This is a genomic window from Tsukamurella strandjordii (assembly GCF_039525985.1).
GTDB classification, from domain to species: domain Bacteria; phylum Actinomycetota; class Actinomycetes; order Mycobacteriales; family Mycobacteriaceae; genus Tsukamurella; species Tsukamurella strandjordii.
Genome location: NZ_BAAAII010000002.1, coordinates 874,409 through 888,697, shown reverse-complemented (window position 1 = coordinate 888,697; position 14,289 = coordinate 874,409). Strand labels below are relative to the sequence as shown.

The 14,289-nt window shown below is 70.6% G+C and carries 15 protein-coding genes; all 15 read left to right on the top strand.

Features of this window, described 5'->3' with window-relative positions; genetic code table 11:
• Nucleotide 1: 1 nt before the first annotated feature.
• Nucleotides 2–598 (top strand): GTP cyclohydrolase I FolE, encoded by a 597-nt coding sequence (folE, locus tag ABD108_RS05185; protein ID WP_220656697.1) that lies wholly within the window; start codon nt 2–4, stop codon nt 596–598.
• A 35-nt stretch (nt 599–633) separates the two neighbouring features.
• A complete protein-coding gene (gene folP / locus ABD108_RS05180; protein ID WP_220658481.1) occupies nt 634–1,446 on the top strand; it encodes a dihydropteroate synthase in 813 nt (270 codons plus the stop codon).
• Nucleotides 1,446–1,829 carry a dihydroneopterin aldolase gene (folB, locus tag ABD108_RS05175; protein ID WP_220656696.1) on the top strand — a complete coding sequence of 128 codons (384 nt, stop codon included), beginning with the start codon at nt 1,446–1,448 and terminating at the stop codon, nt 1,827–1,829. Before folP ends, folB begins: the two co-directional genes overlap by 1 nt.
• Nucleotides 1,826–2,314 carry a 2-amino-4-hydroxy-6-hydroxymethyldihydropteridine diphosphokinase gene (folK, locus tag ABD108_RS05170; RefSeq protein ID WP_343929654.1) on the top strand — a complete coding sequence of 163 codons (489 nt, stop codon included), beginning with the start codon at nt 1,826–1,828 and terminating at the stop codon, nt 2,312–2,314. Before folB ends, folK begins: the two co-directional genes overlap by 4 nt.
• Entirely contained in the window at nt 2,311–2,835 is a 525-nt protein-coding gene (locus ABD108_RS05165; protein WP_220656694.1) for a DUF3180 domain-containing protein, read from the top strand. The genes folK and ABD108_RS05165 overlap by 4 nt, the downstream gene beginning before the upstream one ends.
• 102 nt (nt 2,836–2,937) lie before the next feature.
• Nucleotides 2,938–4,152, top strand: a complete 1,215-nt coding sequence (locus tag ABD108_RS05160) for a DUF6779 domain-containing protein (RefSeq protein WP_343929652.1) — start codon at nt 2,938–2,940, stop codon at nt 4,150–4,152.
• Nucleotides 4,153–4,262: 110 nt separating this feature from the next.
• On the top strand, nt 4,263–5,210 hold the full coding sequence (locus ABD108_RS05155) for a Rossmann-like and DUF2520 domain-containing protein (protein ID WP_343929651.1): 948 nt from the start codon (nt 4,263–4,265) through the stop codon (nt 5,208–5,210).
• Complete coding sequence (gene panC / locus ABD108_RS05150; RefSeq protein ID WP_220656691.1) at nt 5,207–6,100, top strand: pantoate--beta-alanine ligase; 894 nt, start codon at nt 5,207–5,209, stop codon at nt 6,098–6,100. Before ABD108_RS05155 ends, panC begins: the two co-directional genes overlap by 4 nt.
• A 2-nt stretch (nt 6,101–6,102) precedes the next feature.
• Nucleotides 6,103–6,510 carry an aspartate 1-decarboxylase gene (gene panD / locus ABD108_RS05145; protein WP_343929649.1) on the top strand — a complete coding sequence of 136 codons (408 nt, stop codon included), beginning with the start codon at nt 6,103–6,105 and terminating at the stop codon, nt 6,508–6,510.
• Nucleotides 6,510–7,361, top strand: a complete 852-nt coding sequence (locus ABD108_RS05140) for a type III pantothenate kinase (protein WP_343929647.1) — start codon at nt 6,510–6,512, stop codon at nt 7,359–7,361. Before panD ends, ABD108_RS05140 begins: the two co-directional genes overlap by 1 nt.
• A gap of 154 nt (nt 7,362–7,515) precedes the next feature.
• Nucleotides 7,516–7,884 (top strand): rhodanese-like domain-containing protein, encoded by a 369-nt coding sequence (locus ABD108_RS05135; protein ID WP_220656688.1) that lies wholly within the window; start codon nt 7,516–7,518, stop codon nt 7,882–7,884.
• Nucleotides 7,885–7,930: 46 nt separating this feature from the next.
• The gene (gene lysS, locus ABD108_RS05130) at nt 7,931–9,727 is read left to right on the top strand and encodes a lysine--tRNA ligase (protein ID WP_343929645.1); all 1,797 of its coding nucleotides are present in this window, start codon (nt 7,931–7,933) and stop codon (nt 9,725–9,727) included.
• Nucleotides 9,728–9,864: 137 nt separating this feature from the next.
• Nucleotides 9,865–10,209, top strand: a complete 345-nt coding sequence (locus ABD108_RS05125) for a histone-like nucleoid-structuring protein Lsr2 (protein ID WP_220656686.1) — start codon at nt 9,865–9,867, stop codon at nt 10,207–10,209.
• Nucleotides 10,210–10,509: 300 nt separating this feature from the next.
• A complete protein-coding gene (locus ABD108_RS05120; RefSeq protein WP_220656685.1) occupies nt 10,510–13,080 on the top strand; it encodes an ATP-dependent Clp protease ATP-binding subunit in 2,571 nt (856 codons plus the stop codon).
• A gap of 353 nt (nt 13,081–13,433) precedes the next feature.
• Nucleotides 13,434–14,246 (top strand): phytanoyl-CoA dioxygenase family protein, encoded by an 813-nt coding sequence (locus tag ABD108_RS05115; protein WP_255585538.1) that lies wholly within the window; start codon nt 13,434–13,436, stop codon nt 14,244–14,246.
• The last annotated feature ends 43 nt before the right edge of the window (nt 14,247–14,289 follow it).

Below are 14,289 nucleotides of genomic sequence, written 5' to 3'. Positions count from 1 at the left end.
CGTGGCGGCGGGCGACGGTGCGGCCATCGCACCGTTCGATCACGAACGTGCCGTGGCCGCCGTGCGGGAGCTGCTCATCGCCGTCGGCGAGGACCCCGAGCGGGAGGGCCTGAAGAAGACCCCCGAGCGGGTGGCCCGTGCCTTCGCCGAGGTCTTCGGTGGCCTGCACACCGATCCCGACCGGGTGCTGGACACCACGTTCGGTGAGGACCACGATGAGCTGGTGCTGGTCAAGGACATCCCGATGTACTCGACCTGCGAGCATCACCTGGTGTCCTTCCACGGCGTCGCCCACGTGGGCTACCTGCCCGGCCCCAGTGGCCGGGTCACGGGCCTGTCCAAGCTCGCGCGCGTCGTGGACCTGTACGCCAAGCGGCCGCAGGTGCAGGAGCGGCTCACCGCCCAGATCGCCGATGCCGTGGTGCGCAAGCTCGATCCGCGCGGGGTGATCGTGGTGATCGAGGCCGAGCACCTGTGCATGGCGATGCGCGGGATCCGCAAGCCGGGCGCCAGCACCACCACCTCCGCCGTGCGCGGCGCGTTCAAGGACAGCGCGACCTCGCGGGCCGAGGCACTCGATCTCATCCTCCGCCGGTGAACGTCACCCGAGGCCCCTCCGCGGCCACCTTGATCATGGGCGTGGTCAACGTGACCACGGATTCCTTCTCCGACGGCGGCCGCTACCTGGACCTCGACGCCGCGCTGGCCCATGCCCGCGAACTGGTGGCGAACGGGGCCGCAGTGGTGGATGTGGGTGGCGAATCGACGCGCCCCGGCGCGCACCGCGTGCCCGCGGACATCGAACGCGACCGGGTGGTCCCCGTGATCAGCGCGCTCGCCGCCGAGGGGATCGCGGTCTCCGTCGACACCATGCGCGCCTGCGTCGCCGCCGCCGCACTGGAGGCCGGTGCGGCCATCGTCAACGACGTCTCCGGCGGCCGCGCCGACCCCGCCATGGCGGCCGTGCTGGCCGGATCGACCGCGCCGTGGATCCTGATGCACTGGCGCCCGTCGCCCGGAGCCCCCGGCGCGGACACCTGGAGCGGCATCCACCACGGCGTCACCGACTACACCGATGTGGTCACCGAGGTGCGCGACGAACTGCTGCACCAGGCCGACGCCGCGATCGCCGCGGGCATCGAACCCGAGCGGATCGTGCTCGACCCCGGCCTGGGTTTCGCCAAGAACGGCGATCACAACTGGGCCCTGCTGCACAGCCTGGATGTGCTGCAGGACACCGGTTTCCGGGTCCTCGTGGGTGCCTCCCGCAAACGCTTCCTGGGTGAGCTGCTCGGTGGACGCGCCCCCGGGGGCCGCGAGGTGGCCACCGCGGTGATCTCCGCGCTCGCCGCGCGGGCCGGGGTGTGGGGCGTGCGCGTGCACGATGTCCGCGCCACCGCCGACGCGATCGCGGTGACCCGGGCGTGGCAGCGGGGCGGTGCCTGATGGCCGACCGGATCGAGCTCACCGGGCTGCGGGTCACCGGCAACCACGGCGTCTTCGACCACGAGCGCCGCGACGGCCAGGAGTTCATCGTCGACCTGGTGCTGTGGGTGGATTCGCGGCCCGCCGCCGCGTCCGACGACCTCGCCGACACCGTGGACTACGGGGCGCTCGCGCAGCTGGCCCACGACATCGTCGCGGGGGAGCCGCGCAACCTCATCGAGACCGTGGCCGCCGAGATCGCCGACGGTATCGCGGCCGATCCCCGGGTGTACGCCACCGAGGTCACCGTGCACAAGCCCTCCGCGCCGATCCCGCTGACCTTCGCCGATGTGGCCGTGGTGGCCCGTCGCTCGCGGGCCGGCGCGCGAGGAGTGCCGCAGTGACCCGCGCGGTGCTCTCCATCGGCGCGAACCTCGGTGACGCGACCGCGTCCGTGCGGTCCGCCATCGACGCGCTCGGACCGGCCCTCGTCGCCGCCTCGCCGCTCTACCGCACGCCGCCCTGGGGCGGGGTGGAGCAGGAGGACTTCGTCAACGCGACGGTGCTGGCCGACGATCCCGCCCGGGACGCCGCCGGCTGGCTCGCCTTCGCCCGCGAGCAGGAGGCCGCCGCCGACCGCGTGCGCGAGGTCCGCTGGGGCCCGCGCACGCTGGACGTCGACGTGATCGCCGTGTGGGACGGCGCGAGCGCCGTGCATTCCGACGATCCGGAGCTCACCGTCCCGCATCCCCGCGCGCACCAGCGCGCCTTCGTGCTCGTCCCGTGGCTGGCCGCCGACCCCGCGGCGGAGCTGCCCGGGCACGGCGCCGTGGCGGGCCTGATCGCCGCGCTGCCCGCCGACGAGGTCGCGGAGGTGACTGCGCTGTGAGTGCACCGTCCGATCCGCGGAAGAAGCCCGACGAACCGCAGGGCTCCGGCGTCCGCTCCACCGGCTGGGTCGAGCTGGCGGCGATCGTGCTGGGCGTGGGCCTGGCCACCTATCTGCTGGTCAAGGAGCTGGTTCCGCCGATCCCCGTGTGGGCCGGCGCGATGCTCTACGGCGTGGCCGCCGCCGATCTGTGGATCGCGCAGCTCATCCGGTCCCGGCTCGCGAAGGGCGAGGTGGGGATGGGGCCCGGTCGCCTGCACCCGATCGCCGTCGCCCGAGCGGTGGCCCTGGCCAAGGCCTCGGCGTACCTGGGCGCGGTGTCGCTCGGCTTCTTCGGCGGCGCGCTGGCCTTCCTGCTGACCGCCGGGAACCAGTTGACCGCCACGCACGCCGACCGGCCGGGTGCCTGGATCGGACTCGTGGGCTCGGTGCTGCTGCTCGCCTCGGCGCTGTGGCTGGAGCGGTGCTGCCGCACGCCCGACGATCCGGACGAGCAGCCCGCCGACACCTCGCCCGCCTGATCCGCCGCACGTCGCGTGTGAAAGCTGGGACAAAAGACGGCGTATGCGACATTCCGAGGTCCATGTGCCGGATCGTGGCCGGTAAACGGTAATGTCACGATCATGACGGATCCCGCCAATCGGAAACGAGTCGCGCGTCGATCGAGCGCCGGTGCCGGGCAGTGGATGCTCGGCGCGGTGATCGTGCTGGCCGTGGCCGGGACCGGGATGTGGGTCTTCTCCGACGACAAGCGCTGGGGCCTGGTGTCCTTGATCCTGCTGATCTGGGGTCTGGTGATCGCCGCCTTCCTGGTGGCCCGCAACCAGCGGGACTTGCGATCGGTGGAGTCGAAGGAGGGCGGTCTGAAGGCCGTCTACGCGCTTCAGCTGGAACGCGAGATCGCCGCGCGCCGCGAATACGAGCTGCAACTCGAACACGATCTGCGCGCCGAACTGCGCGATGAATCCAACGAGGAGCTCACCGCGCTCAAGGCCGAGGTGCTCGCGCTGCGCGCCAACCTCGAGGAACTGCTGGGCCGCGACCTGGGCCCCTCGTACACCGAGCTGTACGCCGCCGCCGAACAGCGGGCCCTGGCCGCGCAGCAGGCCAAGTCCGTCTTCGAGGACGACGACCGGTTCCGCGCCCAGCAGGACTTCGCCGGTGTGCCGCCGCAGGTCCCCGATGTCGACAGCTACTACGGCGCCGCCTCCGCCGTGTCCGAGGTGCCGGGCTTCCCCGCGGCCGAGCAGCCGCCGGTGGACGTGCCGCCCGTCGACGTCCCGCCGGTGGACGTGCCGCCGGCCGCCCCGCAGCGGACCGACGACGATGCGCCCACCGCGGTCTTCCAGGCCGTCGTGACCCCCGAGCCGGCGGCCGACGCCGAACCGGTCGACGTGGAGCACGTGGAGCACATCGACCCGGACACCGACGAGCCCTTCGTGCCGCTCGCCCCGCAGTCCGGCTACCGCCCGCCCTTCCCGCCGCGCCGATTCACACCGGACGCCGCGCAGCAGCAGGCACCGCCCCAGTTCGCGCAGTACGCGCCTCCGGAGCGCGCGCCGCAGCAGCCCTCGCCGGCGGAGCACGTGCAGCAGATCCCCACGGTGCCCCCGTTCCCGACCTCCGCTCCCGCCCCCTCCTCCGCCGCCCACGCGCGGCCGCAGGAGGAGCAGGCGCCGCGGCCCACCGAGGCCGAGGGTGCGGCCGTTCAGCCCGAGGGCGACGGTGCCGATCCCACCCGCGGCCAGCACTCCTCGGGCAGCACCGTGGCCGAGCTGATCGCGCGGATGAACGCCGACACCGAGCGCACCGGCGGCCGCCGCCGCAAGCCGGAGTGATGAGCTAGCTCACACCCGATTGCCCGCGTCGCGCTGCGGGCATAGCCTTTCGGTGACCGTCTGGTACCCGCGCTGCGGGACTGGAACGACCCCTTGGAGGCAGAACTCCCATGCCCGAGTTCCCGGACTCGCCAGATCTGTTGGCGGGCATCCCGAATCCACCCGCGCCCGCGCGGCTCTCCGTGGGCGTGATCTCCGCCGGCCGCGTCGGCTCCGCCCTCGGTACCGCCCTCGAACGCGCCGGTCACATCGTGACGGCGGCATCCGCACCGTCGGACCGCTCCCGCGCACGCGCCGCACAGCTCCTGCCCGAGGCCCGGATCGCCGCACCCTCGGCCGTCGCCGAGAAGGCGGAACTGCTGATCCTCGCCGTCCCGGACACGGCGCTACCGGACCTGGTCGCCGAACTGGCCGCCACCGTGAACCCCTCGGCGATCGTGCTGCACACCTCAGGTGCGCTCGGCGTGGGCGTGCTCGCCCCACTCGCCGAACTGGGCTGCACCACGATCGCCTTCCACCCCGCGATGACCTTCGTGGACGACGCCGAGGACACCGCCCGGCTCGCCTCCTGTTGCATCGGCATCACCGCCTCCGACGAGGTGGGGCACGCCGTGGGCCAGGCCCTCGCGCTCGAACTCGGCGCCGAGCCGGTCCGGGTCCCCGAATCGGCCCGCGCGCTCTACCACGCCGCACTCGCGCACGGCGCGAATCATCTGGTCGCACTGGTCGACGATGCCGTGCTCGCCCTGCGCGCCGCGCTCGCCGCGGGGGTGGGGCTCGACACCGTCGGCGGACCGGCGGACGGGTTGGCGGAACGGGTCCTCGCTCCACTGGCCGGCGCCGCGCTCGACAACGCGCTGCGCAGCGGTGCCGCCGCCCTGACCGGTCCGGCCGCCCGCGGCGACGCCGCCGCCGTCGCCCGGCACCTCACGGCCCTCGACACCGTCGACCCGGCCATCACCGACGCCTACCGCGCCCAATCCCGGCGCGCGGCAGCCCAATCCGGCACCTCCGCAGTCATCGAACCCGTTCTTCAGTCGCACCAGGAGCTTTCATGAGCGCACCCACCCGCCCGTACACCCCCGGTCAGCTCACCGTGCACCACGATCCGGCGCAGCTGACCAAGGTGACCGGCGCCCTCCGCTCCACCGGTCGGCAGATCGCGTTCGTGCCCACCATGGGCGCTCTGCACAACGGCCACCTCGAACTCGTGCACGCCGCCAAGCTGACCGGTGCCATCGTGGTGGTCTCGATCTTCGTGAACCCCTTGCAGTTCGGTGCCGGTGAAGACCTCGACGCCTACCCGCGCACCCTCGACGCCGATGTCGCGAAGCTGCGGGCGGCCGGGGCCGAGCTGGTGTTCGCACCGTCGGTGGCCGACATGTACCCGAACGGCCCCCGCACCACCATCCACCCCGGACCGGCCGGGCTCGGCCTGGAGGCCGACAGTCGGCCCACGCACTTCGCGGGCATGCTCACCGTGGTCGCCAAGCTGCTCAACATCGTTCGGCCCAACACCGCGTACTTCGGGGAGAAGGACTACCAGCAGCTGGTGCTAGTGCGGCAGATGGTCACCGACCTCAACATGGACGTCAAGATCGTCGGCGTCCCCACGGTCCGCGAGCCCGACGGCCTGGCGATGAGCTCGCGCAACGTGTACCTCGACGAGGAGCAGCGCGACGCCGCCACCGCACTGTCCGCCGCCCTGCTGGCCGGTGCCTACGCCGCCCAGGGTGGGGAGCCCGCGATCCTGGCCGCCGCCAATGCGGTGCTGGCCGCGCGCCCCGAGGTGCAGGTCGAGTACCTGGAACTTCGCGCCCCCGACCTCGGCCCCGCGCCGGACAAGGGCGACGGCCGCCTGCTGGTCGCGGCCCGGCTCGGCAACACCCGCCTGCTCGACAACGTGGGCATCGCCATCGGCACCGGATTCCTCGAGGAGGCCGAGTAGCCATGCTGCGCACCATGATGACGTCCAAGATCCACCGGGCCACCGTCACCGAGGCGAACCTGCACTACGTGGGCTCGGTCACCGTGGATGCCGACCTGCTGGACGCCGCGAATCTGCTGGAGGGCGAGCAGGTGGCCATCGTCGACGTCACCAACGGCGCCCGCCTGGAGACCTACACCATCGCCGGTGAACGCGGCAGCGGAGTGATCGGAATCAACGGTGCCGCAGCGCATCTGGTGAGCCCGGGGGATATCGTCATCCTGATCGCCTACGGCCAGCTCGACGAGGCGGAGCTGAAGACCTACGCGCCCAGCGTCGTCTTCGTCGACGCCGACAACAAGCCCGTCGAGCTCACCGCCGACGCCGCGCACGTGCCGGACGGCTTCGGCCTGGTGACGGGCAGGGTCTGATGCTCCTGGCGATCGACGCCGGGAACACCTCGGTCACCGTGGGCCTGTTCGCGGCGGAAGACGGTGCGCGCGAGGGCGAGCTGCTGGGTACCTGGCGGCTGCGCAGCGACCCCCGGATGACCTCCGACGAACTGGCGCTGGTGATCCGCGGCTTCCTCACCGGCCACGGACACGATCCGGCGGCGGTGACCGGCGTGACCGCGCTGTCCACCGTGCCCGAGCTGCTGCGGTCGCTGCGCGCCATGGCGCCGCGGTACTACCCGCACGCGCAGCACGTGATCCTGGAACCGGGCGTGAAAACCGGAGTGCCGCTGCACGTGGACAATCCGCGCGAGGTGGGCACCGACCGGGTGGCCAACGCCGCCGGTGCCTTCGAGGTGTGCGGCCGCGCCGCGGCGGCGCCCTGCATCGTGGTGGACTTCGGCACGTCGACCCGGGTGGACGTGGTGAGCGCCAAGGGGGAGTTCCTCGGCGGCGCCATCGCCCCGGGTGTCGGCAGCGCCCTCGACGCGCTGGCCGACCGCACCGTCGCCCTGCGCCGGGTCGAGCTCGTCCCGCCGCGGTCGGTGGTCGGCAAGAACACCGTCGAGGCGCTGCAGGCGGGCATCATCTACGGTTTCGCCGGCATGGTCGACGCCCTGGTGGGGCGCGCCCTGGAGACGGTGCCGGGCGCCGTGGTGATCGCCACCGGCGGCTACGACGACGGGGTGGCCACCGAGTGCCGGAGCATCACGCACCGTCGGGCCGATCTCACCCTGCAGGGCCTGCGGGCCGTGTACCTGCGGGAAGTGGCGAACCGGGCCACCCGCGCCGAGCGCAAGGCGCACCCGCGGGATTCGGCGCAGCGATGATTGCAATTGTTGCCACGCCGCCGGTCGGGTGCTAATTTCGCTGCCATGAGCCAGGTGCGCAGCTGCATGGAGTGTTGTCGGGTCCGCTAGGAACCCGGCCCCCTTCCGCTGCCCCGAACGCCCCACGCGTTCGCCTCCCGCCTGGAGATCTTCGATGCACCCCGTGCACTTCACCCCCGCTGATGGATCGATCCTCGTCGACCTGCGCGATCAGTCCGAACGCACCCGCGACGGCATCCTGACCGGCGCCGTCGCCCTCGACGCCGCGGCCGTGATCGCCCGCCTCGTGCCCGGCTTGAGCACCAGCCTCGCCGCCGCCGGACCGGACGCCCGCTGGACCCTGGTGAGCGGCAACGGCGCCACCGCCGCCGCGATCGCCACCCGGCTCCGCGACCGCGGTGTCCAGGCCTCGTCGGTCGACGGCGGCTTCCGCGCCCTCACACTGCGCGCCGCGGGCGGCACCGGAGCGGGATCCGAGTCCTACCGTCGCGCCGTCGCGCAGTTCGCCGCCCACGAGGCGTGAGCCGCCGGTCCTTTCGGCGGTGGTATCGGCGGTAGTATCACGGTCCGTGACCGTAGCCCTGAATGCGCCCCTGGACGACTGGGTGACCCGCCTCGCCGATGAGGCGGTCGCCTTCGCCGAGCAGAACGACACCCCGGTGAAGGTGGCGTCGGGCATCTCGCCGTCCGGCCCGATCCATCTCGGCAACCTCCGCGAGGTGATGGTGCCGCATCTGGTGGCCGACGAGCTGCGCCGCCGCGGCATCGCGGTCGAGCACATCATCTCGTGGGACGACTTCGACCGGTTCCGCAAGGTGCCCAAGATCGACGGTGTCGACGAGTCCTGGGAGCAGCACATCGGCAAGCCGCTGACCCGGGTGCCGGCACCGCACGGCTCCGACGCCGCGAACTGGGCCGAGCACTTCCGGCGCGAGCTGGAGGCCGCCCTCATCGAACTGGGTGTCACCTACCGCGGCATCAGCCAGACGCAGATGTACACCTCGGGCGCCTACACCGACCGCGTGCTGCACGCGATGTCCGAGCGCCGCCGGATCGACACGATCCTCGAGCGCTACCGCACCCTCGACAAGGCGAAGAAGGGTGGCGCCACCGATTCGGACGCAGCAGCGGCCGCCGCGGAGGCCGCCGATGCCGCGTCGGGCTCGGCCGAGGAGGCCGACGGGTCCGGCGATTCGGGTTACTACCCGTATAAGCCCTATTGCTCGGTGTGCGGCACGGATTTCACCACCGTCATCGCATACGACGACGAGTCGACGGCATTGGAATATCAGTGTCGCTGCGGTCACACCGAGACGGTGCTGTTGCGCGAGCACACCGACGGCAAGCTGGTGTGGAAGGTCGATTGGCCCATGCGCTGGGCTTTCGAGAAGATCACATTCGAGCCCTCCGGTGTGGATCATCAATCTCCCGGTTCTTCGTTCGCGGTAGGTAAGGATGTGGCGCCGATCTTCGGATGGCGGCGCCCGCTGGGGCCGATGTACGCATTCGTCGGTATCCGCGGAATGGCGAAGATGTCGTCGTCGAAGGGCGGAGTTCCGACGGCCGCGATTGCGCTCCGATACCTGGAGCCGCCCCTGCTGCGCTGGCTGTACGGACGCAAGAAGCCCAATCAGTCCTTCGATGTGGCGCTCGACGGCGAGCTGCCGCGCACGTACGACGAATGGGATGCGCTGACCCGCAAGGTGAGCGGCGACAAGGCGCAGCCCGGCGATATCGCGGCCTACGCGCGCGCCGCCTCGGTCGCCGATCCGGCCGCCGGCGCGGTCCGGGAGCTGCCGCTCACGCCGCGCCCGATGCCCTATCGCACGCTCGCCTCGGTGGTCGATATCACCACCGGCGACGACGAGCAGACGCTCCGTATCCTCAGCGCCCTCGAGCCCGATGAGCCCCTGACCGGCCTCGATGTACTTCGCCCGCGGTTGGACCGCGCCACCGCGTGGGTCGCCGAGCAGATGCCGGCCGAGGAACGCACCGTGGTCCGGGCGGAGCGGGACGCCGCCGCGCTGACCGCCCTGGGCGACGAGGAGCGAGCGGCGCTGCGGCTGCTGCTCGACGGTTCCGGGACCCCCGCGCCGGCCGGCCTGGGCCGGCTGGAGGACGACTGGACCCTGGCCGGGATCACCCACCAGGTGTACGGCGTGGCGAAGGTGCAGCGCGGCCTCGGCGCCGATCAGATCGTCAAGGGCGATAAGGAACTCGGTGCAGCGCAACGCGCATTCTTCGTGCTTCTCTATCGCCTGCTGGTGGGCGGGGACACCGGCCCGCGACTGCCCACGTTGTTGCTCGCGATCGGCGCGGAACGTGTACGGGAACTGGTCGGAGAAGACCGGATTCAACCGAATTAGTACGCCAATGAAATGTGAATCGTTACGGAATCGCTACAAAAAATGACCGACGGAATCGCGGTATTGGCGATTTCGTGTATAGACTCGTGTTTCGGTACGTAATCCGACATTGACACGAGACTAGAAGAGGGCAAAACATGGCGCGCAAGGTCACCGTTACTCTTGTCGACGACGTTGACGACACGCAGACCGCCGACGAGACCGTGGAATTCGGTCTGGACGGTGTCACGTACGAGATCGATCTTTCGGCGAAGAATGCGGCGCAGTTGCGCGAGTCGCTCGACACCTGGATCGCGAGTGCGCGCCGCAGCGGTGGCCGTAAGCGTGGAGCCCGCGCCGCGGCGGCGCCCCGGGGCCGCACCCCGATCGATCGCTCGCAGAGCGCCGCGATCCGCGACTGGGCGCGCGGCGCCGGTCTCAAGGTCAACGACCGCGGCCGGATCAGCCAGGACGTGATCGACGCCTACAACGAGGCGAACTAGAACGAAGCCACGTGGCCCCGGTGCGCACCGCGCACCGGGGCGACGTGTGTTCCGGGCCGGTTCCCGTCCGTTTTCGCTCACGGCGGAACGGGGATCAAAACCCGCCGGGAGTGCGTTTGACCTGGTGTATCCAGAGCTGACGGCGAAGGGGAGCGGACGGCAATGCCGCTCACGGGGCACGCGCCCCAACCCGGCCGACCAGTGAAGAACTACAGTGATAAGACGTCAATTGCAGACGGCTAGCAACGGGACAGGCCGCCAGCCGGTCCCCGTCGTAACCGGGATGTGAGGAAAATGGCCATGTTCGAGAGGTTCACCGACCGCGCTCGTCGCGTCGTCGTCCTGGCGCAAGAAGAAGCCAGGATGCTCAATCACAACTACATCGGCACCGAGCACATCCTGCTGGGCCTCATCCACGAGGGTGAGGGCGTGGCCGCGAAGGCTCTCGAGTCGCTGGGCATCTCCCTGGAGGGTGTGCGCAGCCAGGTCGAGGAGATCATCGGTCAGGGCCAGCAGGCCCCGTCCGGCCACATCCCCTTCACGCCGCGTGCCAAGAAGGTCCTCGAGCTGTCGCTGCGCGAGGCGCTGCAGCTCGGCCACAACTACATCGGCACCGAGCACATCCTGCTCGGCCTCATCCGCGAGGGTGAGGGCGTCGCGGCCCAGGTGCTGGTGAAGCTCGGCGCAGACCTCAACCGGGTGCGCCAGCAGGTCATCCAGCTGCTGTCGGGCTACCAGGGCAAGGAGGGCGGCGAGCCCGCCGGTGCCGGTGCCCGCGCCGCAGGTGGCGGCGAGGCCGGCACACCGTCGACCTCCCTGGTCCTGGACCAGTTCGGCCGGAACCTGACCGCGGCCGCCGCGCAGGGCAAGCTGGACCCGGTCATCGGCCGGTCCAAGGAGATCGAGCGCATCATGCAGGTGCTCTCGCGGCGCACCAAGAACAACCCGGTGCTGATCGGCGAGCCCGGCGTGGGCAAGACCGCCGTGGTCGAGGGCCTGGCGCAGGCCATCGTCAACGGCAACGTCCCGGAGACGCTCAAGGACAAGCAGCTCTACACCCTGGACCTCGGGTCCCTGGTGGCCGGCTCGCGCTACCGCGGTGACTTCGAGGAGCGCCTGCGCAAGGTGCTCAAGGAGATCGACACCCGCGGCGACATCATCCTGTTCATCGACGAGCTGCACACGCTCGTCGGCGCGGGTGCCGCCGAGGGTGCCATCGATGCCGCGTCCATCCTGAAGCCGAAGCTGGCCCGTGGCGAGCTGCAGACCATCGGCGCCACCACGCTCGACGAGTACCGCAAGTACATCGAGAAGGACGCCGCCCTGGAGCGCCGCTTCCAGCCCGTCCAGGTGGGCGAGCCGAGCGTCGAGCACGCGATCGAGATCCTCAAGGGTCTGCGTGATCGGTACGAGGCGCACCACCGCATCTCCATCACCGACAGCGCCCTGGTGGCCGCCGCCACCCTGGCGGACCGGTACATCAACGACCGGTTCCTGCCGGACAAGGCGATCGACCTCATCGACGAGGCGGGCGCGCGGATGCGCATCCGTCGCATGACGGCTCCGCCGGACCTGCGTCAGTTCGACGACAAGATCGCCGACGCTCGCCGCGAGAAGGAATCGGCGATCGACGAGCAGGACTTCGAGAAGGCCGCTTCGCTCCGCGACAAGGAGAAGCAGCTGATCGGGGAGCGTGCCGAGCGTGAGAAGCAGTGGCGCGCGGGCGACCTGGACGTCGTGGCAGAGGTCGACGAGGAGCAGATCGCCGAGGTCCTGGGCAACTGGACCGGCATCCCGGTGTTCAAGCTCACCGAGGAGGAGACCACCCGTCTGCTCCGCATGGAGGACGAGCTGCACAAGCGGATCATCGGCCAGGAGGACGCCGTCAAGGCGGTCTCGAAGGCGATCCGTCGTACGCGTGCGGGCCTGAAGGATCCGAAGCGCCCCTCGGGCTCGTTCATCTTCGCCGGCCCGTCTGGTGTGGGTAAGACGGAGCTGTCGAAGGCGCTCGCGAACTTCCTGTTCGGCGAGGACGACGCGCTCATCCAGATCGACATGGGCGAGTTCCACGACCGCTTCACCGCCTCGCGCCTGTTCGGTGCCCCTCCCGGGTACGTGGGCTACGAGGAGGGCGGCCAGCTCACCGAGAAGGTGCGCCGCAAGCCCTTCTCCGTGGTGCTCTTCGACGAGATCGAGAAGGCGCACAGCGAGATCTACAACACACTGCTGCAGGTGCTGGAGGACGGTCGCCTGACCGACGGCCAGGGCCGCACCGTGGACTTCAAGAACACGGTCCTGATCTTCACGTCGAACCTCGGTACGGGCGACATCTCGAAGGCCGTCGGCCTGGGCTTCACCCAGGGCGACTCCGACGGGGCGAACTACGACCGGATGAAGCAGAAGGTCAACGACGAGCTGAAGAAGCACTTCCGCCCGGAGTTCCTCAACCGCATCGACGACATCGTCGTCTTCCACCAGCTGACGCAGTCGCAGATCATCGAGATGGTCGACCTGATGCTCAGCCGCGTGGCCGTGGCCCTGAAGAACAAGGACATGGAGATCGAGGTCACCGATCAGGCCAAGTCGCTGCTCGCCAAGCGCGGCTTCGACCCGGTGCTCGGTGCCCGTCCGCTGCGTCGCACCATCCAGCGGGAGATCGAGGACAACCTGTCCGAGAAGATCCTGTTCGGCGAGCTCGGCCCCGGCCAGGTCGTCGTGGTCGACGTCGACGGCTGGGACGGCGAGGGCAAGGGCGAGGACGCCAAGTTCGTCTTCTCCGGCAAGCCCAAGCCGGCGCCGGTCGAGTCGGAGTCCTCCGACGACGCGGTGCCCGCACTGGCCGGCGAGTCGTCGCCGAGCGAGTCGGCGTAACCGCCGCGCAGATCGAACGAGAAGGGGCCGCCATCCACATCGGATGGCGGCCCCTTTCTTCGTGTCCCGGTTCTGTCCGGGATTGTCGCGATCGGCGGAGCAGCCCTATTCATCGTGCGCGATTGCAAACACGGGCGTAGCCTCGAAGCATCACATCCGCTGGTCCGAGGTGGAGGTAGACGCCTTGAGTAACCGTACTTTTCGGCAATCCGCGCTGTACTACTTGCGCATATTCGTCTCCCTCTGCGCGGTCACCGTGCCGGGGATGACCGTCGGGCTCGTCCTCGCGGACTGATCCGCGGTCGCGGGAAAAATCGGTCGCGCTGATGTGGGCGTCGATGACACAGTCGGGTGTGAATCCGACTGAGGGGAACCACGTGCTCACCGAGCAGCAGGTCGAGGCCTTCGTCCGCGACGGCTTCGTCCGGCTCGACGCCGCGTTCTCGCCCGAGACCGCGGCCGCCGGGCGCGAGATCCTGTGGGACGACCTCGCGGTCACCGCCGGGTGCCGCCCGGACGCACCGTCCACCTGGGAACAGCCGGTGGTGCGCCTCGGCGAGCACGGCGAGGAGCCCTTCCGGACCGCCGCCACCGCGCCCGCGATCCGCGCCGCCGCCGATCAGCTCGTGGGGGCCGGGCGGTGGCTGCCGCGGATCTCGCTGGGCACCTTCCCGGTGCGGTTCCCGTCCGACGAGGATCCGGTCGACACGGGCTGGCACGTGGACGCGGGCTTCCCGGGCGACGATCCGACCAACTTCCTGCGCTGGCGCGTGAACCGGCGCAGCGACGGGCGCGCGCTGCTCATGCTGTTCCTGTTCTCCGACGTCGGGCCCGACGATGCGCCTACCCGCATCCGCGTCGGCTCGCACCGGCGGATCGCCGACGAGTTGCAGCGCTACGGCGACACCGGCGTCGAGGTCTTCGCGATGAGCGACGAGTACCGGTCCACCGAGGACTGCCCCGAGGTGCGGGCGACGGGTTCGGCGGGCGATGTCTACCTCTGCCATCCCTTCCTGGTCCACGCGGCGCAGCCGCTCCGTCCCGGCGCCGGACGCCTGCCGCGGTTCCTCGCGCAGCCCCCGCTCCTGCCGCGGTACCGCACCGACCTGGCGCGGTCCGACGACGATCACACCCCCGTGGAGCGCGCCATCCTGCTCGGCGCCTGAGCGGCCGGTGGCGAACATCACGATTCCGCGTGCGGGTGAGAAT